24 protein-coding genes and 1 tRNA gene are annotated in these 26,444 nt (G+C 64.3%); 3 read left to right on the forward strand and 22 right to left on the reverse strand.

The window, feature by feature from the left end; genetic code table 11:
* Nucleotides 1-51 precede the first annotated feature (51 nt).
* From AC6CDK_RS07095 to AC6CDK_RS07125, 7 genes are all read right to left on the reverse strand, one after another.
* Complete coding sequence (locus AC6CDK_RS07095) at nt 52-1,101, reverse strand: IS481 family transposase (protein WP_039646317.1); 1,050 nt, start codon at nt 1,099-1,101, stop codon at nt 52-54.
* Between the two features lie 400 nt (nt 1,102-1,501).
* Nucleotides 1,502-1,576 (reverse strand) — tRNA-Gly (locus tag AC6CDK_RS07100).
* A gap of 91 nt (nt 1,577-1,667) precedes the next feature.
* Nucleotides 1,668-2,372 (reverse strand): ABC transporter ATP-binding protein, encoded by a 705-nt coding sequence (locus tag AC6CDK_RS07105; protein ID WP_039645406.1) that lies wholly within the window; start codon nt 2,370-2,372, stop codon nt 1,668-1,670.
* 32 nt (nt 2,373-2,404) lie between these two features.
* Nucleotides 2,405-3,565 (reverse strand): ABC transporter permease, encoded by a 1,161-nt coding sequence (locus AC6CDK_RS07110; protein ID WP_039645408.1) that lies wholly within the window; start codon nt 3,563-3,565, stop codon nt 2,405-2,407.
* 41 nt (nt 3,566-3,606) lie between these two features.
* Nucleotides 3,607-4,059 carry a DUF2318 domain-containing protein gene (locus tag AC6CDK_RS07115; protein WP_237560726.1) on the reverse strand — a complete coding sequence of 151 codons (453 nt, stop codon included), beginning with the start codon at nt 4,057-4,059 and terminating at the stop codon, nt 3,607-3,609.
* Nucleotides 4,060-4,204: 145 nt separating this feature from the next.
* Complete coding sequence (locus tag AC6CDK_RS07120) at nt 4,205-4,609, reverse strand: heavy-metal-associated domain-containing protein (RefSeq protein ID WP_039645412.1); 405 nt, start codon at nt 4,607-4,609, stop codon at nt 4,205-4,207.
* Nucleotides 4,610-4,849: 240 nt separating this feature from the next.
* Nucleotides 4,850-5,725, reverse strand: coding sequence for a hypothetical protein (locus AC6CDK_RS07125; protein ID WP_192905957.1), 876 nt, complete (start codon nt 5,723-5,725; stop codon nt 4,850-4,852).
* Nucleotides 5,726-6,051: 326 nt separating this feature from the next.
* Here AC6CDK_RS07125 and AC6CDK_RS07130 point away from each other — a divergent pair, with 326 nt between their 5' ends.
* Together AC6CDK_RS07130 and AC6CDK_RS07135 are read left to right on the forward strand one after the other, a co-directional pair.
* The gene (locus tag AC6CDK_RS07130; protein WP_039645416.1) at nt 6,052-6,789 is read left to right on the forward strand and encodes a TerC family protein; all 738 of its coding nucleotides are present in this window, start codon (nt 6,052-6,054) and stop codon (nt 6,787-6,789) included.
* Nucleotides 6,790-7,022: 233 nt separating this feature from the next.
* Nucleotides 7,023-8,459, forward strand: coding sequence for an IPT/TIG domain-containing protein (locus AC6CDK_RS07135; RefSeq protein WP_039645418.1), 1,437 nt, complete (start codon nt 7,023-7,025; stop codon nt 8,457-8,459).
* An 89-nt stretch (nt 8,460-8,548) separates the two neighbouring features.
* Here AC6CDK_RS07135 and AC6CDK_RS07140 read toward each other — a convergent pair whose 3' ends face one another.
* The 8 genes from AC6CDK_RS07140 to recG all read right to left on the reverse strand — a co-directional run bounded on the left by AC6CDK_RS07140 (nt 8,549) and on the right by recG (nt 19,767).
* Nucleotides 8,549-9,022 (reverse strand): hypothetical protein, encoded by a 474-nt coding sequence (locus AC6CDK_RS07140; RefSeq protein ID WP_039645420.1) that lies wholly within the window; start codon nt 9,020-9,022, stop codon nt 8,549-8,551.
* 35 nt (nt 9,023-9,057) lie between these two features.
* A complete protein-coding gene (locus AC6CDK_RS07145; RefSeq protein ID WP_039645422.1) occupies nt 9,058-12,195 on the reverse strand; it encodes an efflux RND transporter permease subunit in 3,138 nt (1,045 codons plus the stop codon).
* A gap of 74 nt (nt 12,196-12,269) precedes the next feature.
* A complete protein-coding gene (locus AC6CDK_RS07150; protein WP_192905959.1) occupies nt 12,270-13,631 on the reverse strand; it encodes an efflux RND transporter periplasmic adaptor subunit in 1,362 nt (453 codons plus the stop codon).
* A 23-nt stretch (nt 13,632-13,654) separates the two neighbouring features.
* On the reverse strand, nt 13,655-14,935 hold the full coding sequence (locus AC6CDK_RS07155; protein ID WP_066357603.1) for a TolC family protein: 1,281 nt from the start codon (nt 14,933-14,935) through the stop codon (nt 13,655-13,657).
* Nucleotides 14,936-15,163: 228 nt separating this feature from the next.
* Complete coding sequence (gluQRS, locus tag AC6CDK_RS07160; protein ID WP_192905956.1) at nt 15,164-16,108, reverse strand: tRNA glutamyl-Q(34) synthetase GluQRS; 945 nt, start codon at nt 16,106-16,108, stop codon at nt 15,164-15,166.
* Nucleotides 16,109-16,144: 36 nt separating this feature from the next.
* Nucleotides 16,145-16,459 carry a pyrimidine/purine nucleoside phosphorylase gene (gene ppnP, locus AC6CDK_RS07165; protein ID WP_039645429.1) on the reverse strand — a complete coding sequence of 105 codons (315 nt, stop codon included), beginning with the start codon at nt 16,457-16,459 and terminating at the stop codon, nt 16,145-16,147.
* A gap of 36 nt (nt 16,460-16,495) precedes the next feature.
* A complete protein-coding gene (locus AC6CDK_RS07170) occupies nt 16,496-17,452 on the reverse strand; it encodes a homocysteine S-methyltransferase family protein (protein WP_066357605.1) in 957 nt (318 codons plus the stop codon).
* 11 nt (nt 17,453-17,463) lie between these two features.
* Entirely contained in the window at nt 17,464-19,767 is a 2,304-nt protein-coding gene (gene recG, locus AC6CDK_RS07175; protein WP_192905955.1) for an ATP-dependent DNA helicase RecG, read from the reverse strand.
* A gap of 360 nt (nt 19,768-20,127) precedes the next feature.
* On the opposite strand from recG, the gene AC6CDK_RS07180 reads away from it, so the two are divergent.
* Nucleotides 20,128-20,451: an RNA recognition motif domain-containing protein gene (locus AC6CDK_RS07180; RefSeq protein WP_039645435.1), complete on the forward strand. Its 324-nt coding sequence runs from the start codon at nt 20,128-20,130 to the stop codon at nt 20,449-20,451.
* 209 nt (nt 20,452-20,660) lie between these two features.
* Here AC6CDK_RS07180 and AC6CDK_RS07185 read toward each other — a convergent pair whose 3' ends face one another.
* The 7 genes from AC6CDK_RS07185 to AC6CDK_RS07215 all read right to left on the reverse strand — a co-directional run bounded on the left by AC6CDK_RS07185 (nt 20,661) and on the right by AC6CDK_RS07215 (nt 26,437).
* Nucleotides 20,661-21,104 (reverse strand): VOC family protein, encoded by a 444-nt coding sequence (locus AC6CDK_RS07185; protein ID WP_039645437.1) that lies wholly within the window; start codon nt 21,102-21,104, stop codon nt 20,661-20,663.
* A 1-nt stretch (nt 21,105) separates the two neighbouring features.
* Nucleotides 21,106-21,834, reverse strand: a complete 729-nt coding sequence (locus tag AC6CDK_RS07190) for a cytochrome c biogenesis CcdA family protein (RefSeq protein WP_039645439.1) — start codon at nt 21,832-21,834, stop codon at nt 21,106-21,108.
* A gap of 25 nt (nt 21,835-21,859) precedes the next feature.
* Nucleotides 21,860-22,366, reverse strand: coding sequence for a TlpA disulfide reductase family protein (locus AC6CDK_RS07195; RefSeq protein WP_066357610.1), 507 nt, complete (start codon nt 22,364-22,366; stop codon nt 21,860-21,862).
* A complete protein-coding gene (locus AC6CDK_RS07200) occupies nt 22,363-23,745 on the reverse strand; it encodes a sigma-54-dependent transcriptional regulator (protein WP_039645443.1) in 1,383 nt (460 codons plus the stop codon). The genes AC6CDK_RS07195 and AC6CDK_RS07200 overlap by 4 nt, the downstream gene beginning before the upstream one ends.
* Nucleotides 23,746-23,766: 21 nt before the next feature.
* Nucleotides 23,767-24,870, reverse strand: a complete 1,104-nt coding sequence (locus tag AC6CDK_RS07205; protein WP_039645446.1) for a two-component system sensor histidine kinase NtrB — start codon at nt 24,868-24,870, stop codon at nt 23,767-23,769.
* Nucleotides 24,871-25,055: 185 nt separating this feature from the next.
* Complete coding sequence (locus AC6CDK_RS07210; protein ID WP_039645448.1) at nt 25,056-25,316, reverse strand: hypothetical protein; 261 nt, start codon at nt 25,314-25,316, stop codon at nt 25,056-25,058.
* A 152-nt stretch (nt 25,317-25,468) separates the two neighbouring features.
* A complete protein-coding gene (locus AC6CDK_RS07215; protein WP_039645449.1) occupies nt 25,469-26,437 on the reverse strand; it encodes a polyprenyl synthetase family protein in 969 nt (322 codons plus the stop codon).
* Nucleotides 26,438-26,444 lie beyond the last annotated feature (7 nt).

The following is a 26,444-nucleotide window of genomic DNA, read 5'->3' on the forward strand; positions in this document are numbered from 1 at the left end:
TGTACAGAGACAGTAATCACCTGACAGTCCGTCCTTGAATGGGTTTCAGATTTACGCTGCCAGATTCGAGTTCTCAGTATCCGATTCTTCGTCCTTTGGCAAGCCTTCTATGAAGGCGGTGTACGGCGTTCTGCCGTTCATGTTGCGTCCCTGGTGCGGGCGTTCATGGTTGTAGTGCCGGAAATAGTCGTCCAGATCGGCCTGCATCTCCTCGATAGATTCGTACCACTTGGTGCGTCCCATGACCCTGAAATGCTCGTCCAGCAGGGTCTTGTGAAGCCGTTCGACGAACCCGTTGCTCTGGGGCCGCCGGACCTTGGTGGTACGATGCTCGATCTCTTCAAGCTGCAGGAACAGCTCGTAGGGATGGTTGTCCGGCCTGCCACAGAATTCCCGGCCGTTGTCGCTCAGGATGGTGTTGATCCTGGCGTTGTGCTCCTCAAAGAACGGTAGCACGTCTTCGTTGAGAACATGCACGGCGGTTAGGGGCAGCTTGTTAGTGTAGAGCCTGCCCCAGGCATAGCGGGAATAGCAGTCGATCACCGACTGCAGGTAGATCTTGCCGACGCCCTTGAGAGTGCCGACAAAGAAGGTGTCCACGGCCACCAGATCGCCGGTATGTTTCGTCTCGATATGCCGCTCTCGGAACTCCGGGCTGAAACGCTCCAAGAGCCGAATCTGTTCGTCGGAAAGTTCGAAAGATTGTTCTCTGACACTCTTTTCGAGCCGGAGCATACGTTCCTGCTTCGTCAACAGGCTGTGCCGACTCCAGACACCCCGCACGCCGCCAGAACTGACCTGAATCCCTTTCAGGGACAGTTCCTGAGAAACCCGTAACGGCCCATGACCGGGGTGGTTCAGGCAGTGCTCCAGAATCGCTGTTTCCACTGCCTCATCGACCCGGTTAGGATGCGGTCCCTTGGCACCGGGCAGGCGGTCGAGCAAACCGACGGCACCATAGGTCTGATAGTTGCGCCGGATCTCGTAGAACTGCTGCCGTGAATAGCCCATGACCTTGCATGCCTTGCTGACGTTGGCAAGTTCTCCGGCAAGGTCTAGCAAACTGAGCTTTCTTCGTGCTACTTTCTCTGCGGTGGTCATACCGTTCCTCCTTGATGGAAAGATGTTGTCTGAGCAACTTCATCTTTAATCCATTCAAGGGCGGTATGGCCACCCCTTATAAACGGCCAAGTGTCAGGTGATTACCAGTACTACACACACTGTCCTAAAAAACACTTCATTTCGTCCCGTTCTGCAAACACATCATAATCCCAGATGTTCCCACCGAATGTTCCCAACGCAAAACAAAAGGGGCTAGCCTTGATTGGCTAACCCCTTGTTTAATAGAAGGCGGCAAGCGGATTTGAGCCGCTTAGTAAAGGTTTTGCAGAGTTCTTTGCCATAACCTATCCCACAAGGTGTAAGGTCGATAAGAGGTTACACAAAAGGTTACATGAAAAGAAAAAAGGGGCTAGACAATTTGCCTAACCCCTTGATTTTTTGGAGCGGGAAACGGGATTCGAACCCGCGACTTCAACCTTGGCAAGGTTGCACTCTACCACTGAGTTATTCCCGCGAAACAGGTTCCCGTTATATAGCAAAGGGACGCGGGGGGAGTCAACACTTTTTTTCTTCGGCGTGACTCCCTACGATATCCGGGGGCCGCTTCAGGCGGCGGTTCGCGCAGTTGCGTCGGCCGCGCCGTCTTCGACGACCAGGCCGTCGCGCAGGCGGATGGTCCGGTCGGCGTAGGTGCAGTTGTCGGGGTTGTGGGTGACCATGACAACGGTGTGGCCGGCGGCGTTGAGGCGGCGGAACAGGTCCATGACCTCTTCGCTGGTTTTCGTGTCCAGGTTGCCGGTGGGCTCGTCGGCCAGGATGATGGGGGGCTTCTTGACGATGGCCCGGGCGATGGCGACCCGCTCCTGCTCGCCGCCGGAGAGCTGGTTGGGGAGCCGGTCGGCCTTGCCGCCCAGCCCGACCCGCTCCAGGGCCTCGCGCGCCGCGGCGACCTTGTCGCGGTTCTTCATCTTCGTGATGGCCAGGGGAAGCATGACGTTCTCCAGGGCCGTCAGGTACGGTACCAGGTGGAACGACTGGAACACGAAGCCGAGCTTCTCGGCGCGGAAGTCGGCCAGTTGCTCGCCGGTGAGGTCGTAGAGCCGGACCCCGGCCATTTCCACCTCGCCGGCGGTGGGGTGGTTCATCCCCCCCAGGACCGACAGGAGCGTGCTCTTGCCCGATCCGGACTGGCCCATGATGGTGACGAACTCGCCGTCTTCGATGGCGAGGCTCACGCCCCGGAGCGCCTGGACGGTTTCGTCGCCGCCGGCGTAGTGTCTGGTGAGATCTTTGATCCGTATGAGTGCCATTGCGTTCCCTCTGACTGTGGTTGCGGTGCGGGTTACAGCGCCCTGAGCGCTTCGGTGGGGTCCATCCTGCTGGCGTGGAGCGCCGGGTAGAGGCTGGCCAGCATCCCCACCACCAGGGAGAGGAGGACCGACCCGGCCAGTACCGTTGAATCCCAGACCAGGACGGCGTCCTTGCTTTCGGCCATGAACGGGAGCGCCGCGGTGGCGCCGCCCATGCCGGCGGCGTAGCCGACGAGCCCGGCCAGGACGCTCACCAGGGCCGCCTCCAGCAGGATGATCCGGATGATGTGGCTCCTGCGGAAGCCGATGGCGCGGAACACGCCGATCTCTGTGGTGCGCTCGTTGACGCTCCCCATCATAGTGACGAAGACGATGAGGGAGCCGATGAAGATGACCACGCCGGCCACGGCGTAGGCGAAGCGGCGGAAGTGGTCCAGGGCCTTGATCCGCGATTCGACCACCTGCTGGATGGCGGTGACCTTGGCTTCGGGGAGCTTTTCGGCGATCTGCACCACCATGTCGCCGATGGGGCAGCCGGAGCAGAGGGCCGCCACTTCCACCAGGGTGATCCGCCCTTCCTTGCCCAGCAGCTTCTGGGCATCGGCCAGGGGCATGAAGATGAGAGAGTCGTCCTGGGAGCCGGTCTGCTCAAGGATGCCGGTGACCGTGAACGTGCGCCCGGCAATGGTGACGGTGTCGCCCGGGGTAAGATGGGCCGTGTCAGCCGCTGAGCTACCCAGAAGCACGCCGGCGCCGTCCTTGGGCACCTCGCCGAAGACTCGCCACCACTGTTTCATCTTGAGTTCGCTCTCGAAGTCGACCCCCACCAGCAGGGCGTCCTTGTCGCCGAACCGGACGCCGCCGAGGACCTTGGGGGATACGGCCAGGATGTTCGTGCTGTTCTTGATGGCGGTGATCCGCGCCAGGTCTTCCTGACGGATCTCCCGCTGGTCGAAGGTGACCCGGCCCAGGCTGATGCCCCCGTAGCTCATGGAGAGGTCGTTGCTCTGGGGGGTGATCAGGATGTTGGCGCCGAACTCGTCCATCTTGCGCCCGATGTCGTTGGACATGGAGGCGGTGAGGGTCATGAGGGTGACGATGGTGGCGATCCCCACGGCGAGTCCCACCGTGAGAAAGAGCATCTTGGCCCGGCGGCGGCGCAGGTTGTTGATGGAGATGTTATGCAGCTTCATGGGGTTCCCCGTTCCTGTGTGCTGTTGTCAGGCTGCCGGGCTCAGAAGAACCGGGCGCCGGAGCGGATGTCGGCTACGCTGATAACCAGATTGCCGCCGGCCTGCCGGGCGGGGATGGCCGCCGGGTTGCACCCGCCGCCCGGCCCCTCGCCGATGCGGTCGGTGGCGAACTTCTTGTTGCACTGGCGGCAGGTCATGAAGCCGCCGTCCTGGACGTAGCCCTTCTTCTCCTGGAAGCAGACCTCGCAGGCGTCAAAGGCAACCCGGTAGCTGCCGTTGGGGGCCTTGACCGCGAAAAAGGCAATGTCGCGCCCCCCTTCGCTGTGGCGGTAGAAACGGGCCTTGCCGTCCTGCAGGTCGGCAAGGGGAACGCTCACGGCCCCCTTCGCGACCTTGGCCTTTGCGAACTTGCCGACCCCCGGCAGGCTGAAGGCAGTCACCGCTCCCGCCACGGCCAGCACGGCCGCCAGCGCGACCACTCCGAGTTTCATCATGGTTTTCACTGTTCCGGTCTGCATTGCGAATATCCCCCTTGTGCGTTTCTCCCTGCCGGGAGTGCATCTGTGCATGTCGCTGGTTGTGTTTGCGTGGCTGAGGGACCGGGGCTGGAAACTCAACGCTTCCCCGATCAGCCGGGCTCTACTTACCGCAGCAGCCTGCGCCGCAGCCGCCCCCCTGCCGGACAAAGGCCGTTGTGCTGCCGGTCTGCGCCCGGTACTGTTCGGGAGTGAGTACCTGGAGGATGCTGCATCCGTAGCCGGCACCGGTGACGCGTTCGGCCAGGGTCTCGGGCCGCACGGTGCGGGAGTCGAAGCCGACCACCACCTCGCCGGCACCCACGTTCACCTGGACCGTGGCAACGCCCGCTGCCGTGCCGAGGGTCTTCTCGATCTTGCCGGCACAACTGCCGCAGGTCATGCCCTGGGCCCGCAGGACGGCCACGCTGTCCGCCGACGCCTCCAGCCTCACCGCGAAGGCACAGAGCACCACCACGATCACTGCCGCGGCCACGATGCCGATGGTTCCTTTTTTCATTGCACCCATGACAGGCTCCTTTGACGGCGGCTTCGGTTCCGCCGGGTTACGAGGGAGTCTTATCCAATTGGCGTGCCAGTGTGCCCGTTCGTGTATTCCATTGATTTATCTATAACTAAAAGTGGGGACGCATGATACGGGGAGGGGATTGCAGAATAATCTCCAGAAAGCCTGTGGACTATTCTGCAACAAAACGGGGCCGCTCCCCAAAGGAAGCGGCCCCGTCGAAACGCCGGCGACAGGCGCGGGTCAGCGCATCATGCCGCCCCGGTTGCGGGGGACCATGGTGGAGCCTGACAGGTTCCAGAAGGTGGTCGTGGTCATGTTGCGGAACATGCCCGTCATGTTGACGAAGGTGCCCGGCATGGTGCCGACGTAGCGCTGTCGCATGGCCGTAATGTCGGGGTTGGCGCTCTGGGTGGCCTCGAAGCAGATCTGGGCCAGGTTCTGGTTGATCCGGCCCATGATGTAGCGGTATTGGTTGACGTTGACGGCCACGTCGGAGCTCATCTGGCCCGCCATGAGGCCGGCCATGGCCCGGGCCACGGCCCGAACCCGTTGGAATTCGGTGCGGGTCGCCATGTTCGAGGAATTTGACAGGGCAACGTAATCGTCCGTGGAGCGGACCGTGCTGGCAGGGTTCAAAACCGTGAGCCCCAGTTGCTGCCGCACCTCGAGCATGGCCTCGGCCACGGAAGCGTAGGTGCCGGTTTCGTACTTCTCGCGCACCAGCGTGGAGATGGGGCTGACAAAACCGTACATTCCGCGGGGAGCCGTAAGGATGTACCCCCGGGGGAGGGGCTGGGCCGGGCTGTCCATATCATAGGTGTTGGACGCCACCGCGCGGACCACCACCGGATAGAGCGCCTCGTCCCCCGGCGTGACCAGCAGGGTGAACGCGCCGTCCGAGTCGGTAATGGCAAACGGTTCGTCCGAGTCCAGCCGGTAGTTGCCGTTCAGGTCGAGGAACACCTCGGCCCGGTAGAGATACCCGTCCGCAGCCTTGCCGCTGATTGCCGTCTGGGTCGCGGCCGGCTGGCTGCCGACACCGCCCGATCCACCGCATCCCGCCAGCGCCGCTGCTGCGAGGCCAGCGGCCACAGCCGTCATCGTTCTGATGTTCATCGTCGTCCTCCCTGAGATGTATAGACTCTCACACAATAGAGTAAATCGCCGGCCGAATTCAAGGGAATATCCTATGGCCGGATGGTTGAAACCCGGCAATTTCATGATTGACATCCCTCGAACCGGTTGCGTATAGTTTCCCCATTCCGTAAAGGGGAGTAGCCATCGGTCCGTGGGGGCCGACCCATCGTCCGTCAAGACGGCATCGCTGCCCGGGCGTGGGGCCTTTGCTTCCGGCAGGCAAGACCTTTACCTGACGAGCTCACAGAGCCGGAGGTAGAGGTTTTTTTGTGCCCCGGCGTTATTGACAAAGGAGACATGGATCAATGGACTTATTGACCGACCCCCAGGCCTGGCTTGCCCTGGCCACCCTCACCGCCCTGGAGATCGTCCTGGGCATCGACAACATCATCTTCATCTCCATCCTTTCTTCGAAGCTGCCGGCGAAGCAGCAGGAAAAGGCCCGCATCACCGGCCTGGGCCTGGCCATGTTCACGCGGGTGGCGCTGCTGTTCTCACTCGCCTGGCTCATGGGGCTCACGGAACCGCTGCTGTCGGTGCTGGGAACGGAGATCTCGGGCCGCGACCTGATCCTGATCTCCGGCGGCCTCTTCCTCCTGGCCAAGAGCACCATGGAGATCCACGACAAGCTGGAAGGGACCGAGGGGCACGGGGTGGTCAAGGCCGCGGCGTCCTTCGGGGCCATCATCTTCCAGATTCTCCTGCTGGACGTCGTGTTCTCCCTCGACTCGATCATCACCGCCATCGGCATGGCCAGCCAGTTGGCAGTCATGGTGGCGGCCGTGGTCATCGCCGTTGGATTCATGATGCTCTTCGCCGGCAAGATCAGCGCCTTCGTGGACACGCACCCGACCATCAAGATGCTGGCCCTCTCCTTCCTCATCCTGATCGGGGTGGCGCTCATCGGGGACGGCCTCGACATGCACATCCCCAAGGGGTACATCTACTTTGCCATGGCCTTCTCCATGGGGGTCGAGATGCTCAACATGAGGATGCGCGCCAAGGGAAAACCGGTAAGGCTGCATCAACCCTACACGAAGTGATGCCGACGCCCCATCGCCCCGGCAGGCACTTTTTGCTTGACTGCACAGGCGCCGCCGGTACACTGTTAGAAATTCGGGCGTTAAATCGACATGTTACCTCACCCACCCACTCTTCCTGACCAGTTGCCGACACGCCTGTGATTCCATGATGTTACAAAGACCACCCCGTCCTTGACGGAGGGGCGGTCCGATCCGACGGCACCGGCGCCGACTCTCGTTCAGGAGGAACGGTCATGGCGTTACCGAGTCTGTGGGGCATATTGTCGGCAGCGGCAGGGGTGGCGGCCCTCGCCTCCATCGCCTGGTCCCAGGTGCTGCCTCCGCCCGCCAATCAGTACCTGGGGATGTTCGACACCGTTCCCACCTATCAGTCCACGGAGGACTGCATCGTCTGCCACGCGGGCAGCGATACCATCGCCTTCCGGCACCATGCCCTCATCAACACGACCACCCCGCCGGTCAGTTGCGTCAACTACACCGGAAACCCGGCCAGCCTGGCCAACGGATGCCACGTGCTCATCCCCGACGGCTCGGGGGGATATACCCTTCAGGACTTCCGCACCTGCGGCGTCTGCCACGTGTCGTCCCCCCACCATTCGACCCGGGCGGCCCTCCAGCTCGACTGCAAGTCCTGCCACGGCAGCTTCGTCGACAACCCCGGCGACGGCCACTACATCCCGGTCGGCAGCCTTGGCTTCATGTCCCCTCTGCCCCACGGGGAGGAGACCTATGACCCGGCGACCGGAAAAACGATCGTCGTCAACGGGTGCGCGGCCTGCCACCAGGCGGACCCGACGGCCGTCGATCCCCGGACCGGCGTGGTCAGGCCGGTGTTCAGCAATGCCGACACCCACCACGCGACCCAGCTCGACTGCATCGTCTGCCACCCCGGGTCGGATCCGACGGGCACCGGCATCCGGAGCTGCGAGGCCTGCCATGGGCCCGACACGCTCCACAACATCCAGATGGACTCCCCCGCGGCCGAAAATCCCGGCATCATCGTCCCGTTCAGGGAGACGCCGGGGTGGGGACACGTGGGGAGCAACTGGGACTGCATCGGGTGCCACTATTCGTGGCTTGAGGTTTCGTGGCTGGCGGCCTCGGCCGGCCCCTGGTCCGCCACGGTCCCCTACCTGAAGGAGCAGAGCGCGTACACCCTTCCCGCCGGCAGCGCCCGGAGCCTGACCCTTGCGGGTTCGGGCTTCGTCAACGTCGGCGGGGACGGCCTCACCTATTCGTCGGTGGTCGTCCTCGACAACGGCCGGTCGCCGGTGACCATCCAACCGGCCGCCATTACCGACGGCGAGATCCGGATTCTTCTGCCGGCCCTGACCCCGGGCAACTATACGCTGCGGGTGGTCAAGAACGACAAGCAGAGCAACCGGGCCACCCTGACGGTGGTACCGCCGCTGCGGATCAGCCGGGCCACGCTCGGCACCGCCAAAACCCTCACCATCACGGGCAGCGGCTTCGGCCCGCCGCCGCCTACCGAATACAAGACGGGACTCGGCGTCTTTGCCGGCGCCACCGAAGCGACGGTGATCTCCTGGTCTCCCACGCGCATCATCGCCATGAGCCCCGCCTTTGCCCGGGGGACCGCCATCACCGTCAAGACCATCAACGGCACCGTGTCGGGAGCGGTGCTGACCACCTCGAAGCACCTGCGCTGAACCATTCCACAACGCTGAAAGCCCCCGCTCCATGCGGGGGCTTTCAGCGTTGCCCTTCCCCTTCCCGAAACGTATCCTCGCCAGCTCGCTTACTTCACTTCATACCAGAACCTGGCGCTGCGCACCGTGCCGTCCTTTACCTTGAACTTGCTCATGACGCCGTATTTCCCCTTTTTGGAGAGGTTGAAATCGGCGCCGAAGTGTCCCTGCATCGCCATCAGCGCCTTGGTCTGGGCCGTCTTGTCCGGACCCTGGACCTTCAGGTTCACCTCGCCCTCGGTAATGGCCTTGCCGGTTTTGGCATCCTTGAACTCAACGGCAATGTGGTGGGTCTCCTTCATCCCCTTGGGCAGATCCATGTTCATGGCCTTCATGTGCTCGGCCATGCTCATGACCTTGAAGGTGACCTTGACGCCGTCGACCACTTCCTCGTGGGCCGCGGTGCCGTGGTCGGCATGGCCGCCGTGCTTCATGCCCCCCTTGCCGTGGTCGGCGGCGATGACCATGAGGGGGGCCGCCAGGGCGAGGGTTGCGACGGCGATGACAACTGCGAGTTTCTTCATGATGCGTTCTCCTTTTTTCGTGGTATTGACTTCGCTTAGTGCTTCATTCCCGAATACGTCAGCTTTCCCTTCTTCAGATCGTGCTTTTTCATCAGCACGAAGATGACCGGCGTCATGATCAGCACGTGGATGGCGGAAGAGATCATGCCGCCGATCATGGGGGCCGCGATGGGCTTCATGACGTCTGCGCCGGTGCCGCTGGACCACATGATCGGCACGAGCCCCAGAAGAGCCACCGCCACGGTCATGAGCTTGGGCCGCAGGCGGAGCACCGCCCCCTCGTAGGTGGCGTCATAGATGTCCTGCTCCGTCACCGGGCCGGCCAGAAGCTTTTTGTCCAGGGCCTCGTGCAGGTAGATGACCATCACCACCCCGGTCTCCACGGCCACGCCATAGAGGGCGATGAAGCCGACCCAGACCGCCACCGACATGTTGTAGCCCAGGGCGGACACCAGGTAGACCCCGCCCACCAGGGCAAAGGGGACCGAGAGCATGACCATGCTCGCCTCCAGGGCCGAGTGGAAGGTGAAGTAGAGCAGGATGAAGATGATCGCGATGCCGGCCGGAATCAGGACCTGGAGTCGCGCCTTGGCCCGCACCTGGTTCTCCCACTGCCCCGACCAGGACACATAGTAGCCCGGCGGCAGCTTCAACTGTTTCTCGACCACGGCCTCGGCGTCCGTCATGAAGCTTCCCATGTCGCGGCCCCGGACGTTGAGGAAGACGATGGAGCGGAGCAGCCCCCCTTCGCTGGCGATCTCCGGCGCGCCGGTGGAGACCGTGAGCGTGGTCACCTGGGACAGGGGCACCTGGGCGCCGCCCATGCCGGAAACGAGGATGCGCTGGATGGCCGGGATGGAATCGCGGTAGTCGCGCAGGTAGCGGAGCCGGACCGGGAAGCGGTTGCGGCCGTCAACGGCGGTGGTGAGCGTTTCGCCCCCCAGGGCCGTGGCGATCACCTCCTGCACGTCGGCCACCTTCACCCCATAGCGGGCCGCCGCCTCCCGGTCGATGTCGATGTCCAGGTAGTTGCCGCCGGTGACCCGCTCGGCCACCACGTCCGCCGCGCCGTTGACCCCCTTGAGAATCCCTTCCGCCTGTATCGCCAGATCCCGCAGGACGTTCAGGTCGTTGCCGAAGATCTTGAGCCCCAGGTCGGTCCGCACCCCGGTGGAGAGCATGTTGATCCGGTTGATGATCGGCTGGGTCCAGCCGTTGCGCACCCCGATCTGCTGCAGCCTGGCGTCCAGCTCGCTGACGATGTCGTTCTTGGTGATGCCGGGCCGCCACGTATCCTTGGGCTTCAGGATGATGATCGATTCGAACATGGAGACCGGCGCCGGGTCGGTGGAGGTCTCGGCCCGCCCCACCTTGCCGAGCACCAGTTCCACCTCGGGGTGGCTCTTGATGACGGCGTCCTGCACCTGGATGATCCGCTTGGCCTCGGTGATGGAGACGTTGGGGAGGGTCACCGGCATATAGAGGAGCGACCCCTCGTCCAGGGGCGGCATGAACTCGGAGCCGAGCTTCATGTACAGCGGCACCGCCACGAGCAGCGCCACCACGTTCAGGGCGATGACCGTCTTCTTCCACGTGAGGCACCACCGGATCACCGGCCCGTAAAGCCGGATGAAGAAGCGGGAGACCGGGTTGGCGCTCTCCGGCGGCATCTTGCCCCGCATGAAGAAGTACATGAGGACCGGCACCAGGGTGATGGCGATCAGGGCCGAGCCGACCATGGAAAAGGTCTTGGTGAAAGCCAGAGGATGGAACATCTTCCCTTCCTGGCCCTCCAGGAGGAAAACCGGCACGAAGGAGAGGACGATAATGGCCAGGGAGAAAAAGATGGCGCGCCCCACCTGTTTGGCGCTGGCGATGATCACCTCCAGCCGCCGCGCCTTCCGCTCCTCCTCGGGCAGCTCGGACAGGTGCCGGTAGCAGTTCTCCACCATGATGACCCCGGCGTCCACCAGCACGCCGATGGCGATGGCGATCCCCCCCAGGGACATGATGTTGGAGCTGACTCCCATGAGCTTCATGGTGATGAAGGCGATGAGCACTGCAATGGGCAGGGTCAGGACGATCACCAGGGCGCTCTGGAAATGGAGCAGGAACACGAGCACCACCAGGGAGACCACGATGGACTCCTCGGCCAGGGCCCGCTTGAGGGTGTGGATCGCCCGCTCGATGAGATCCGAGCGGTCGTAGGCGGTCTTGATCTTCACCCCCGGCGGCAGCCCCTTCTCCAGGGCGGTGATCTTCTCCTTCACCCGGTCGATGACGTCCTTGGCGTTCTCGCCGTAGCGCATGACCACGATGCCGCCCACCACTTCCCCTTCGCCGTTCAGGTCCAGGAGCCCCCGGCGGATGGCGCCCCCCATCTGGACGGTGCCGAGGTTCTTCACGTAGACCGGGGTGCCGCGCATGTCGGCGGTGACCACGATGTTTTCGATGTCCGCGGGCGACTTGACGTAGCCCCGGCCCCGGATCAGGAACTCGGCATCGGCCTGCTCCAGTAGACGGCCTCCCACGTCGTTGTTGGCCGCCTTGATCGCCTCCATCACGTCGGAGACCTTGATGTTGTAGGCAAAGAGCTTGTGGGGGTCCAGGTCGACCTGGTATTCGCGGACAAAGCCGCCGATGGAGGCCACCTCGGCCACGCCGGGCACGGTGTTGAGCTGGTAGCGGACGAACCAGTCCTGGAGGGTCCGGAGCTGCTCCAGATCGTACCCCTTCCCTTCCAGGGTGTACCAGAAGACGTGCCCCACGCCGGTGCCGTCGGGGCCCAGCGTCGGCACCACGCCGGCGGGAAGGAGCGAAGCCGCGTAGTTCAGCCGCTCCAGCACCCGGGTCCGGGCCCAGTAGACGTCTGCCTTGTCGTCGAAGATCACGTAGATCATCGAAAAACCGAAGGCCGACGACGCCCGCACCGCCTTCACCCGGGGAAGGCCCTGGAGGTTCACCGCCAGGGGATAGGTCACCTGGTCCTCCACCACCTGGGGGGAGCGGCCGGGAAAGTCGGTGAAAACGATCACCTGGTTGTCGGAGAGGTCGGGGATCGCATCCACCGGCGTCTTGTAGACCGCCCAGATCCCCCAGCCGATGACCAGGGCGAAGAGCATGAGGATGATGACCCGGTTGCGGGCCGAATATTCGATGATTTTCTCGATCACTTGAAACCTCGGGATCAGGTACTGGGGACCAGGAGCTGGGGGAAACGGATGTTACGAATCCCGGGTCCCGCATCTCACATCTTCATGTCATCCATGCTCATGTCGTTCTTCCTGGCGGGAGGCGCGGCCGGAGCCTGTTTCGCCCCCTCCTTCTCCATGCCGGGCATCCCTTCGTGGCCCGCATGGGAGCCGGAACCGCCCCGCAACTGCGACTCGGAGTCGATGAGATACGCGCCGGAGCAGGCGATCACTTCGCCTGCCTTCAGGCCGGAAAGCAGCTGCACCTCGTCGCCGACCCTCGCCCCCACCTTCACGTCGCGGGGCTCGAAGGTCCCCTCCTTCACCTGGACCCAGACCACCTGCCGGGTGCCGGTATCCATCACCGCCGCAACGGGGACGACAACGGCCGTGCCCAGGGGCATCTTGATGGCAGCATTGACGAACATGTCGGGCTTCAGCTTCAGCCCCGGATTGGAGAGCTCGATCCGGGCCTTGATGGTCCGGGTCTTGGGATCGAGGAACGGGTAGACCAGGGAGATGCGCCCCGAAAAGGTCCTGCCCGGCCACGAGGCAGTGGTCACCTCGACCCGCTGCCCCACCTTGACGAAGGAGACGTCGCTCTCGTAGATCTCGGCCTCGACCCAGACCGTGGAGAGGTCGGCGATGGTGAAGAGGGGATCGCCCATGTTCACGTACTGCCCTTCGATGGCGATCTTTTCGATCACCACGCCGGAGAGTGGGGTATAGACGGGGAGCTTGATGTTGGGCTGTCCCGCCTTCTCCAGCCCGGCGATCTGCTGTTCCTTCACCCCCATGAGCAGCAGGCGCTGCCGGGCCGAGGCCACGAGCCCCTGCCCCCCCTGGGAGATGGAGGCGATGGGAGAGTCCTTGAGTCGGTCGCGGCTCTTGAGGGCCAGGAGATACTCCTGCTGGGCCGAGACGAGATCGGGCGAATAGAGTTCCGCCACCGGCCGTCCCCTGGAGACGAAGTCACCGACCGCATTGACGTTGAGCCGGTCGATCCGCCCCGCCACCCAGGCGGTCACTTTGGCCTGACGCCGCTGGTCGTAGGCCACGATCCCCGTGGCAGTGATCTCCTTTTGCAGGCTTTTGGCCGTCACGGGCTGGGTCGCCACGTTGGCCATCACCATCTGGGTGGTGGGGACGGCTACTTGGGCGAGCTTCTCCAACTCCTTGGCGTCGGCGCCGGTTCCGGCAACCTTTTTCACCAGGTCCATGCCGCAGATGGGGCATGATCCGGGCTTGTCCTTGATGATGAAGGGGTGCATGGGGCAGGTGTACTCGACCTTGGCCTCGGCGGCGTGGTCATGGCCGTCCCCTTTGGGGGCTTCGGCCCCCTGCTTCTGGCAGCCGGCGGCGGCCAGGGCCAGCAGAAGCGCCACCAGCGGCAGCATGATTTTCCTCGTGAACAACATGGCATATCCCTCGCGATGGCGACTCACTCCAGTTCCCTCCCCACCAGCGCCTCCAACTGGGCGCGGCGCATGCCGTGCTCGGCCAGGGCCTCGTGGTACTGGCGTTCGTAATTGAAGACCGTGACCCGGGCGTCCAGCAGGGAGAGGAAATCGACCTTCCCCACCCGGTAGCCGATGGTGGCAGATTCCAGCGACTGCTCGGCCTGGGGGATGATCCCCGTGCGGTAGAGCTGCGCCAGCTTTTCGCTGCGTTCCAGCCTGGCCAGGCTGTCGGCGATGCCCAAGGCAATGGCATTGTTCAGGGTGTTCAGCTCGGCCCGGGCCATGTCCGTGTCGGCCACGGACTCCCGGGCCATGGCGCGGCGGCGCTCCCGCTGCACCGGCAGATTGAAGGTGAGCCCCACCGAGTACATGTCGTATCCCCGATCATCCATGGAGGGGTCCCGCTGCATGTACTCAAGGGAGAGGGTCACGTCCGGGAACGCTTCCAGGCTGGCCAGCCGATGCCCTGCCGCCCCCTTTTCCAGTTGGGCCCGCAGGCTCCTGAACTGGGGACGGTTCTCCTCGGCCAGGGCACGCAATTCGATGGCGGAGAGGGAAACGGGACGGATATCCAGGTCGGGCACACGCCCCACCGGGGTCTCGGCCGGCCTGAAGAGGAGGGTGTTGAGGGTGGCCTGGAGGCTCGTGCGCTGCTGCGCGAGGGCGATCTGCATGTCGAGCATCCGGGAACGCTCCACCTGCCCCTTGAACACGTCCTGCTGGGCCCCCTGCCCCACCGAGTAACGGGTTTCGGCCAGGGTGACGAAGTCGTCCATCACCCGGATGTTGCGTTCCACGATATCCAGCTCCCGATCAACCAGGTAGAGCTGGTACCAGGTTTCCTTGACCATGCGGGCCAGCTCCAGCTTGCGCTCCTCCACCTGCCACCTGAGGGCCTCGGCCTCCCGGTCGGCGATCTCGGCCTTCAGGGCCCGCTTGCCCCAGAAGGGAAGCTCCTGGGAGATGCCGATCACCCGCTGGGTCATGGGGTCCCGCCGGCTGTCCAGGGGGTCGCGCAGAAGGAAGTTCTGGAGCTTGAACATGAGCATGGGGTCGGCCAGGGCACCGGCCTGGGCCACGCGGTTGCGGAACATCTCCCACCGGGCCTCTGAGGCCTTGAGCTCCGGGTTGACGGAAAGGGCGCGGCTCACCAGGGAGTTCAGATCCTCCGCCGCCGGTGCATCGCCGGACCGGGCCGGGCCGGCAAGGAGCAGGACGCACGCCACCGATGCGAGAAGGGTCCTCAGGATGCGAGTGATCATTTCAGTCTCCGGTACCTCTGAATAGGGTCTCAGATCGGCATTACACAGACCGTGCCATGCCGTAACCGGCTGAAAGTCCGTGCGGCGCGGCGCGACTATCCGCCGGGCGGTGCAGAATATTCCACAGTAGCGAAGAATATTCTGCGAAAAGTATAAACCCGTAACGGGCCTGCGCAATGACGGGCCAATGGATTCCGGCGTGACATCGAGGGGTGGAAACGGCGGGTTTCAGGGAGAAGCGTGAAAGGGGGCGGCCGCGGTCGGGATTGCCAAGGGGTCGAAGTTGCCGGCGGCCCACTGGAGCACGCGGGCACCGGGCGCCCCGGCCAGTTCCGCCGGAGGAGACTGCCCCAGGAAGCGGAGGGCGGTCAGCAGGAGCAGCCCCCCTTCCCGCGTCAGGTCGCGGCCGGCGGCCAGGGACAGGGCGTTGTCCCGCTTGGAGAGCTTGCCGCCGCCGGGGCCGGTCACCAGCGGCACGTGGGCATAGGCGGGGGTGTCAAAGCCGAGCAGCCGCTGGAGCACGATCTGCCGGGGGGTCGATGAGAGGAGGTCGGCGCCGCGCACCACCTGGGTCACCCCCTGGGCCTCGTCATCCACCACCACGGCCAGTTGGTAGGCAAAGAGGCCGTCTGCCCGCTTGATCACGAAGTCGCCGCAGATCGCGGCGAGGTCGTGGCGTTGCGGCCCCATGACCAGGTCGGTGAACTCCACGGGTTCCGCCGGCACCCGCACGCGGAAGGAACGGGGCTCCTTGCCCGGCAGGAGTCCGCCGCGGCAAAGATTCGGGTAGGGAATCTCGCCGTCCCCGTCGTGGGGGGCGGTGGCTGCCCGGGCGATCTCGGCCCGGGAGCAGCCGCAGGGGTAGGCGTGCCCCGCCGCCAGGAGACGCTGGAGGGCGGCCCCGTAGGCGTCGGCGCGGAGGCTCTGCTGCATGATGTCGCCATCCCAGTCAAACCCCAGGCACTCCAGGGTCCGCAGGATGTCATCCGCCATCCCCGGCACCACCCGGGGGGTATCCAGGTCCTCCATGCGGACGAGCCAGAGCCCCCCCTGGCGCCGGGCCATGGCGTAGCTCGCCACCGCCGCCACGAGGGAGCCCACGTGGAGCGGCCCCGTGGGGGACGGGGCGAAGCGGCCGATGACCGGCGGCGGGGAGGTGGAAGGGACGCACATGGGCGGTCTGCCGGAGCGGTTCGAGACGATGCCGGCCTAACCGAGGAACGAGCAGCAGTAATCGGTGAGAGACAGCACCTTCATGGTGAAGGAGGAATTGGCCGGCACATCGAAGGACTCCCCCCCGCCGACGCGGTTCCACGCATCGCTGCCCGGCAGCTTGAGATCCAGCTCGCCCGAGAGGATCTCCATGATCTCGGGCGCGCCGGTGGTGAAGGTGTACTCGCCCGGCTGCATGATGCCGAGGGTCTTCTTCGTCCCGTCGGGGAACACGACGGTGCGGCTCACGACGCCGCCGTCGAAGTAGACGTTGGCCTCGCGGATGACGGTTACGTTGGTGAATTCGGACATGGTGTTCCTCCTCTGTGTGGTGAGTGGTCGTACTGATTACCGGGCGGCGGTGCCGGAGAGCTCAGCCGCCAGACATTCGATGTGCCGGCCGTCGGTGCCACAGCAGCCGCCCAGCACCTTCATCCCCAGGTCCCGGTGAAGGGCGGCCACGGAGCGGCCAAAGGTCCCGGGGGACTCCTCCACCAGTTCGGCCGCATTGTCCAGTTCCTCGGGGGAAAGGGCCGCGGTATTGGCCAGCAGCCCCACCACCCGTTGGCGCACCAGGGGCGACGAGTTGGTCTCGTGCAGGAGCGCGCTCCGGAAAAACGAGGCATGGGTGCAGTTCACCAGATAGGCCACGGGCCGGGGGCTCACGGCGGCATCCAAGGCCGCCACCGCCTCCCGCAGCGGCGTGCCGTCCAGGAGCGTCCCCCCGGGCCGCACCACGACGCTCACCACGTGGGGCATGCCCGTGGCCGCCATGGCCCGGGCCAGCCCCACGGCCTCGCCCAGGGCGGGGAGCGTGGCGGCCAGGAGGAAATCCACTCCGGCGGCGGCCAGGGCATCGGCCTGCCAGGAGTGAAACTCGCGGGCTTCATCCTCCGACAGGGCCTCGGCCGGCCGGTAGGCATCTCCCCGGCAGCTCATGAGGCCGCAGATGAGGACCTTCCGGCCGTAGGCGCCGTAGCTCCGCCGAAGCTCGTCCAGAAACCGGAAATTGTCGCCGTTCACGTCCCTGCCGGCCAGTCCGGCCGCCTCGATCCGCTCCCGGCTGGCCCGCCAGGTGGGGGTGGACAGGAGCAGCGGCAGATCGTGACGCGCCCCGATGTCCAGGTACTCGCGACAGATGGTTGCCAAGGCGGAGCGGCCGGCGGGGTCGTACACGAGGGCCGAATTCACCAGCCAGGGGTCCAGGTCCACTCCGGCCCGGCGCAGGCGCTCGATGACCGCCCCTTCGCCGAGGATCACGGGGGCCTCCGCCAGAAACGCGGAAAACGACAAGTGGTCAGTCATGCTCTCACTCCTCAGGCCACCCCGGCCAGTTCCAGCCGGCCGCCCCAGCGCCGCGCCAGCTCCTCCCGGAGCGGCTCGTGGCCGGGGGCCCGCAGCTCAGGGTCCCGCTCCGCCAGATCAAAGGCCTCGGCCCGGGCCTCTTCCAGGATGCGGCCGTCCCGCAGGATGTTGGCCACGCGGAAGTCAGGGATGCCCGCCTGGCGGGTGCCGAGGAAATCGCCCGGCCCCCTGATCTCCAGATCAGCCTCGGCGATCCTGAAGCCGTCGGTGGTTGATTCCATCACCCGCAGCCGCTTGACCCCGTCATCGGACAACCGGTCCGACGCCATGAGGATGCAGCGGGACGTGGCGCTGCCGCGCCCCACCCTCCCCCGCAACTGGTGGAGCTGGGAAAGGCCGAACCGCTCCGCGTGCTCGATCACCATCACCGTGGCATTGGGCACGTCGATCCCCACCTCGATGACCGTGGTGGAAACCAGGATGTCGATCTCCCGTTCCTTGAAGGAACGCATCACCGCCTCCTTCTCCTCGGGCTTCATCCGGCCGTGGAGAACGCCGAGGCGCAGATCCGGGAACACGTCATTGGCCAGGTGTTCGGCCATCTGGGTGGCCGCCTTGAGTTCGCTCTTCTCCGACTCCTCCACCAGGGGGTAGATGACGTAGGCCTGATGCCCGGACCCCACTTCGTCGCGGATGATGCCGTAGACCTGCCGGCGGCGGGAATCGGTGCAAATCTTCGTCTCCACCGGGGTGCGGCCCGGCGGGAGCTCGTCGATGACCGACAGGGACAGGTCGCCGAACACGGTCATGGCCAGGGTGCGCGGGATCGGGGTGGCGGTCATCACCAGGATGTCCGGATTTTCCCCCTTCTTGCGCAGGAGCCCCCGCTGGAGCACGCCGAAACGGTGCTGCTCGTCCACGATGCCGAGCCCCAGCCGGTGGAACTCCACCTTGTCCTGGATCACCGCGTGGGTACCGATCACGATCTGCGCTTCGCCCCGCGCCACCCGCTCCAGCGCCCCGGCCCGGGCCTTCCCCTTCAGGGACGACGTGAGGAGCGCCACGGTCACCCCCAACTGCTCGCACCAGCGGTGGATGTTCAGGTAGTGCTGCTCGGCCAGGATCTCGGTGGGAGCCATGATGGCCACTTGGTAGCCGTTCTCCACCGCCACCAGCGCAGCCAGGAGCGCCACCAGGGTCTTGCCGCAGCCCACGTCCCCCTGCACCAGCCGGTGCATGGGGTGGGGCGCCATCATGTCGGCCTTGATCTCGGCCAGGACCCGGCGCTGGGCCTCGGTCAGGGCAAAGGGAAGCAGCTTCAGGAGCGGCTTGGTGTACGTGTGGTTCACGGAAAACGCGATTCCCTGCTCCAGGGTCACCCCCCGCCGCTTGAGCGCCAGGCCCAGTTCCAGGAAGAAGAATTCGTCGAAAACCAGGGTCCGGTGGGCCGGGTCCCGCCCCTCCTCCAGGGCACGGGGGTCGGCGTCGGCAGCCGGAAAGTGGACCGCTCCCAGGGCCTCGGCCAGGGGCAGCAGCGCCCGCTCACGGATCACCCGGGCCGGCAGGGCGCTCTCCACGCAGGGGGCGAAGCGGTCCACGACCTCCTTCATGACCTTGCGCAGCGCCTTCTGGTTCAGCCCCTCGGTGAGCGGATAGACCGGCACCAGCCGGCCGAATCCCACTGGGTCCCGCGCCATGGCCGCCTCCACCGCCTCCCCCTCGGCCAGCCAGTCAACGTCCGGATGATGTACCTCCCGCTGGAGACCGTACTGGGTCACCTGGCCGGTGAAGATTCCCCGCCGGCCCGGCTGCCAGGCCTTGCGCATGAACGCCGCATGGTAGTTGAACCACTTGAAGGACATGACACCGCTCGCATCCCGCGCCATCACCTCGAAGAAGCGGCGCCCCCCCTTGGTGGTCACCACGTCGGCCGATACCACTTCCCCCGTGAACACGCAGGTCTCACCGGGGCGGAGCCGGTTCATGGGCACCACTTGGCGGCGGTCCTCGTAGCGGTTCGGGAGCAGGTAGAGGGCATCCTCCACGGTGACGATCCCCTTCCGCGCCAGGATCTCGGCCATCTTCGGCCCCACCCCCTTGATGAACTGCATGGGGGTCTCAAAGTTCTTGCGCGCAATGGCCTGCCGGAGGCTCCCCTCAGCCGACGGCTCCCGGGCCGCCGACCGGGTCAGCACCAGGCGCCCCTCTGCGTCCGCCTCCACCGCCACCCGGTCGCCGGGCGCAAGTCCGAGGGGCCCCAGCAGATCGGCGGGGATCAGGAGCGAACCGTCTTCAGACCTCTTCATCACGGGCATGGGGGAGTCCTTCACAACTGCTGCGGGGAGCGGAGTGGCGTTCCCGCTCCGGAATGAATTCATCATGACGCCGTGTGGGCATCGATTGAACAGACATACTGCCATCACCATGCGCGGCCCGCAAGGGGATACTTGCGACCGGCAATCACGCCCCCCTTGATTCGCCGACACCACCCCGCCCCCCTTCCATTCGCGGCTGGAGAAGGAAACCTTGTGCCCGGGGAGAGTATGTGTTAATAACCTTCCACCCCCTGACTTCCACCTGCAAGACTGTTGAAAAACTATTGCGGGGTGGCAGCTTCAGCCGGTGGAGCGGCCATGCAGGATCAGGCACTCCAATGACACACGAAAGGGTTGACCATGGCTAAAGAGCTCTATGTGGGGCATATGTCGTACGAAGCAACGGAGGACGATCTGCGGCGGCTGTTTTCGGTGGCCGGAACGGTGACGTCGGTCCACATCATCACCGATCCCGAAACGGGTCGGTCCAAGGGGTGCGGCTACGTGAGGATGCTCACCGAGGAGGAGGCAAAAGAGGCGATCGAGACCCTTGACGGCGCCCTGCTCAGGAACAGGGTGATCACCGTGAGCGTGGCACGCCCCCAGAAACAGGCCACCCGTCCCGCTCCCCGCCGCGGGAAGCCCGGACCGGCGGGCAGGTCCGGTAAAAAACGGCCGTCGTAAAAACCTCTATTCAATAATCCGACTATCTGATAGAATTGTTCAGGGAGGTGCGACGATGCAAGAACTACTGTATATGCTTGGGTTTTTGGCGTTCTGGATCGTACTCAACAAATTCATCCTGCCCCGGCTCGGGGTACCGACCTGAATGGCGGACACCTGTTCTCCCGGCGGGAAGAACGAAAAGAAGGACGACAAAGGGGCGTGAGCGATCACGCCCCTTCGCTTTTCCGCACACTGCCGTTCCGGCGCTGCCGGTGCGGCTCCTCCACCACCAGCAGGTAGCCGTCCGGGTCGAAGCACCAGAACTGCTTGACGCCGTAGGGCTTTTCCTCCAGGGGATAGACCACGTCGAGCCCCTCCTCCACCACCGCGTCGAAGATATCCTCGATCCCCTGCACCTGCACATGGATCGTCATCCCCACCCCCTTGGGGTACTCCTCCAGGCGCTCGCCCAGAAAGGGGTGGGCCTGGACCACGGCATCCTCCTCCACGAAGATGATCTCCCAGGCACCGCTGTGCAGCTCCAGATGCTCGGGCGCGCCGCGGGCGGTAAGGGCGCGGTTCACGTCCAGCTCAAGGATCCCCACGTAAAAGGCCTCGGTGGCGTCCAGGTCGGCCACCGCCAGTTGGATCGAGACGGAGGCTCCGGCCACCCTACATCCCCCCGAACCACTTCATGGTGTAGCGGGAAAGGACGCTCAGGTAGTTGGTGAAGATCATCACGCCGACGATGACCAGGAAGAGGCCGGTGACGATCTCCAGGATGCGGATATGCTTCTTGAAGCGGTTGAAGAAGGTCAGGAACTGGTGCATGGCCAGGGACGACAGGAAGAACGGAATGGCCAGCCCCATGGAATAGGTGAACAGGAGAAGGATCCCCTTGGTCACGGTCTCTTCGGTGGCGGCCACCATGAGGATGGAAGCCAGGATCGGTCCGATGCAGGGGGTCCAGCCGGCGGCAAAGGCGAGCCCCACCAGGAAGCTCCCCAGGTACCCGGCCGGCTTGCGGTGGACGTGGAGCCGTTTTTCCCCCAGCAGGAGATGGATGGGCACGAGGCCCGACACGTGGATGCCGAAGATCACGATCAGCGCGCCACCCACCTTGCGGATCACGTCCATGTGCTCGTGGAGGAATCCGCCGATAAAGGTCGCCGAGGCGCCGAGAAGCACGAAGACGAAGGTGAATCCGGCGATGAAGAGGAGCGAGTGGGCAATGGTCTGCTGCCGCACCTCATGGGTCGGGTGCTCGGCCTGGATGTCGGCGAAGGAGAGGCCGGTGATGTAGGTTATGAAGGACGGGATGAGCGGCAGCACGCAGGGGGAGAGGAAGGAAAGAAGCCCCGCCACGAAGGCGCCCACAAAGGTTATGTTGGTTGATTCCATGAATACCTCGACTTGGCGGGGTGCCCTACTTGGCCAGGGCGCCGTTGAGATAAGCGATCACGTCGGGGTGGTCCCACTCTACTCCCCCCACGACCTTCTTGAGTATAACCCCATTTTTATCCACTACAAACGTCTCCGGCACGCCAGTGACGCCGTAGAGTTTACTGGCTTGCTTGTCGGTGTCCATCAGCGTGGGCAGATTAAAGCCGGTCTTGCGGAAGAAATCCTCCACCGCCACCTGCCCGCCGTCATCGATGGAGATGCAGAGCATCTTGAACGGCTTGCCGGCCATGGCCGTCTCAAGCCGCATCATGGAGGGAATTTCCTCCCGGCAGGGGGGGCACCAGGTGGCCCAGAAGTTGACGAGAACCACTTGTCCCTTCAGGTCGGACAGCTTCACCACCTCCCCCTTGAGGGTGTTGAGGGTGAAGTCGGGGGCGGGATTTCCCTCCACGGCGGGCTTCTGCTGCTTGGAGCAGCCCAGGAGCGCCAGCAGGATCAACAGCGGCAGAAGGCGGACAATCTTTCTCATTTTTTTCTCTCCGGTGCAGTGATCTGATACTTCTCCATCCTGTAGATGAGCGTATGGCGCGGGATGCGAAGAAAACGCGCCGCCGAGCTCTGGTTCCAGTTGTTCCGTTCAAGGGCTTCAACCACGATTTCCCGCTCCAGTTGCTCCAGGGAGTATCCCCCGTCGGGAAGGCTGATAACGGGACATTCCATGGGCTGTGCGCGGCGGCTGCGTAGCTTGTCGGAGAGGTCCGCCGGAGTGATGGTGTCGCTGCCGCGCATGATGAGAAGCCGCTCCACGGTGTTTTCCAGCTCCCGGACGTTGCCCGGCCAACCGTAGGCGGTCATGAGCTCCAGGGTCTCCGGGGCGAAGGTCACCCGATCGCCGCCGTGCCGCGCGGCAAAGTGACGCACCAGCAGGGGGATGTCCTCCTTCCGTTCCCGCAGCGGAGGAAGGTGGATCGGGATGACCGAAAGCCGGTAGTAGAGGTCCTCGCGGAAGCGTCCCTCCTCGATGGCCTGCTCCAGATCGGCGTTGGTGGCGGCCACCACCCGGACATCCAGCTTCCGGACCTCGGTGCCCCCCACCTGCTGGACCTCCTTTTCCTGGAGCGCCCGCAGGAGTTTCGACTGGAGTTCCACGGGCAACTCGCCCACTTCGTCGAGAAAAAGGGTCCCTCCCTCGGCCTGCTGGAATTTCCCCGGCTTGTCGCGCACGGCCCCGGTGAAGGAGCCCTTCACGTGGCCGAACAGCTCGCTCTCCAGCAGATCGCGGGGGATGGCCGCGCAGTTGACCGCCACGAAGGGGGCTGCTATCCGGGAGCTGCGGGTGTGCACGGCCCGGGCCACCAGTTCCTTGCCGGTGCCTGACTCGCCGGTGATGAGGACCGTGGCGTCCGTGTCGGCCACCCGGTCAACGATCCGGAAGACCTCCTCCATCCGGCGGGAGATGCCCACGATGTTCCGGTAGTCCTCCCGCTCCGTGAGGGCCTCCCGCAGGCGCCGGTTTTCCCGGGAAAGCCCGAGCATCTCCAGGGCCTTTTTCACCGTCAGCTTCAGGGCATCGCGGTTGAATGGCTTGGTAATGTAATCGTAGGCCCCTGCTTTCATGGCGTCGACCGCCGTCTCCACGGCACCGAAGGCGGTGATCACGATGACCGCCGTGTCGGGCGAACGCCCCTTGATTTCCTGCAGGAGCTGGAATCCTCCCATGCCAGGCATTTTCAGGTCAGTGACCACCAGGGCCGGCGAACGCTCGTCGAACAGGCGCAGGCCCTCCTCGCCGCTGCCCGCCGTGATCACGTCGTACCCCTCCTCCTGGAGGTTGTATTCGAGTACCCGGCGCAGCGATACGTCGTCGTCGACGATCAGCACCCGGGCCGGTTGCCGCTCTTCAGCCATCACTCCCCCCTGCCTCCCCGATCACACCGGCAGCCACACCCTGAAAGTGGTTCCCCTGCCGGGCTCGCTCTCCAGGCCGATGGTGCCGCCGTGGGCCTCCACGATCCGCTGGGTAATGACGAGCCCCAGGCCGGTTCCTCCCTCCTTGGTGGTGAAAAACGGGGTAAAGATCCTTTCCCGCTGAGCCGGATCGATCCCACGCCCCGTGTCCGACACCGTGATCTCCACTCCGGCGGGCGTGTCGCCGCTGGCTCCGCGCATTGCCAGGCGAACGGCCACGCGCCCGCCCTCGCCGGTTGCCTGGAGCGCATTGAGGATCAGGTTGAGTAAGGCCTGGCGCAGCCGTTCCCGGTCACCGGCCACCGGCGGCGCATCTCCCGCCTCCAGACTGAGCCCCACCCTTCGGGCGTTCGCCTCGCTCTCCTGGAGCGCCACGAGCTCACGCAACTCGGCCGCCAGGTCGCACCGCTTCTTCTCCCCATCCAGCGGACGCGCCAGGCGCAGGAAATCCTCGACCACCCGGTTGAGCCGGTCGGTTTCCTTGATGAGAATCTCCAGGAACTCGAACTTGCGGTCGCCGGGGCTGAAGTCGTCGCGCAGGATCTCCGCCGTGCCCCGAATGGAGCCCAGCGGGTTGCGGATCTCGTGGGCCAGCATGGCCGACATCTCCCCCAGTGCCGACAGGCGTTCGGCCCGGCGCAACTGCTCCTCGATGCCGATGATGAGGTCGGCCTGCCCCCTGAGGGTGCGGTAGGAATCCTCCAGGCGCCGGGCAGCGCGCTCCAACTCGTTCCTCCGCTCCTCTTCCTTCTGGCTCAGGTAGCCGGTGATGCCTCCCACCACGTTGTAGAGGAGAATCTCTAGAAACTTCTCCAACTCCAGCGACGGCCGCGCCCCCCACTGGAACAGGACGTGGGGCACGTAGAGGATGCTGACGGCGACTGCCGTGCCGAGCCCCCCCCTGAGCCCGAACCAGAATGCGGCCAGGATGATCGGGATGTAGTAGAGCCTCTGGAACAGATCATGGAGAGCGGGCAGGTGAAGGGGTGTCAGATAGTGGAACAGGCTGATCCCGACGATGAACACCGCCAGCAATGGAATCCGCGCCGAACCGGGCAGTCGCATGGCATTCCCGTGAAAAGCAAAAGAGTTTCCCATCCTGCATACGGGATGGAAACTATGTAGTTCATGGCCGGAGATAATGCAAGGACAAAAGGGTAAAACTACATGAATAGACGGACCCGGGCCCGTGAACCAAGCGCCCTGGCAGGGGCGCACGTTCCGCGGCAACGGGGCCGCTAATGGGAAAGCTAATGGGAAAACTTGAGCAGCAGTCCGTTTGAGCGGCGGAATTCATCCAGAATGACCCGGGAGCCGACGGCGAGGGGAAGGACCCCTTCCTGCCGGGCAAGGGCCTCTTCTTGGGTCTCCCCGTCGTTGATGATGATGTCGCCGTTCTTCAGATGGGTCACGGCGAAGCAATGACCGTCCTCGCGCCGGTAGACGAGAATCGCGTAGGTGATGCCGTTGATCTTCACTTCCGATTGCATAACAAGAGTGACGTCTTCCATCGCACATCTCCCCGCGCCGAAAAGGGCGCCGTGCACTGATTACATACCGGGGAGTGAGCAATATGCGGGCCAACCCGTGAACAACGGAAATGACTGGCAAAAAAAGACGGCAAATCGGAACGGAGCGTTATTTGACCAAAGCGTACGGTTATTTAGCGTTTACGATTCACCACATAATCGGCAAGTTCGATCAGTGCGACTTTTTCCGGTGAATCGACGAATGCGCCAAGGTGGGCCTTGCAGCGGGCAATGTATTCGTTGGCAACGGAGACGGTGTACTCGATGCCGCCATACTTGTGGACGAGGGTGAACACCGCTTCGAAATCCCCCGGTTCCAGGACGTCCTTTTCCACGACGGCGGCAATGGTTTCGCGCTCCTCGTCGGAGCACTTCATGAGGGTGTGGATGAGAGGGAGCGTGATTTTCCCCTCCTCGAGGTCGTGGCCGATCTCCTTGCCGAACTGCTCTTCGCTGGCAGTGTAGTCGAGGGTGTCGTCCATGAGCTGGAAGGCAATGCCCAGGTCCATGCCGAAGTCGCGCAGGGCCTCCTGCTGCTCGGCCGACGACGCGCCCAGGATGGCGCCGGCCTCGCAGGCGGCCGAAAGGAGCACGGCGGTCTTGCTCTTGACCACCTCGATGTAACGCTCCTGGGTCATCTCCAGATCGCTGGTGCAGAGGAGTTGCAGGACCTCCCCCTCGGCGATGATGGTAGTGGCGCCTGAAATGACCTTGAGCACCCGCAGGTCCCCGGCCTCCACCATGAGGGAAAAGGATTTGGAAAAAAGGAAATCGCCCACCAGCACCGAGGCCTCGTTGCCCCAGACCTCGTTGGCGGAGGCGTTGCCCCGGCGTAGCGTGGCGTTGTCCACCACGTCGTCATGGAGCAGGGTCGCGGTGTGGATGAATTCGATGACGCTGGCAAGGGGGACGTGGCGATCGCCCTGGTAGCCGCACAGCTTTGCCGAAAGGAGCAGCAGCATGGGACGTATTCTCTTGCCGCCGCTGGCAAGGACGTACTCTCCCACCTTGCGGATCAGATAGACATCTGATTCCAGGTCCTTTCTGAACTGTGATTCGACGTTTTTCAGGTCGTCCCCGACCAGGGAAAGGGCAGCGTGCATCAGGCAA

Source organism: Geobacter sp. PheSNFMC, assembly GCF_059620965.1.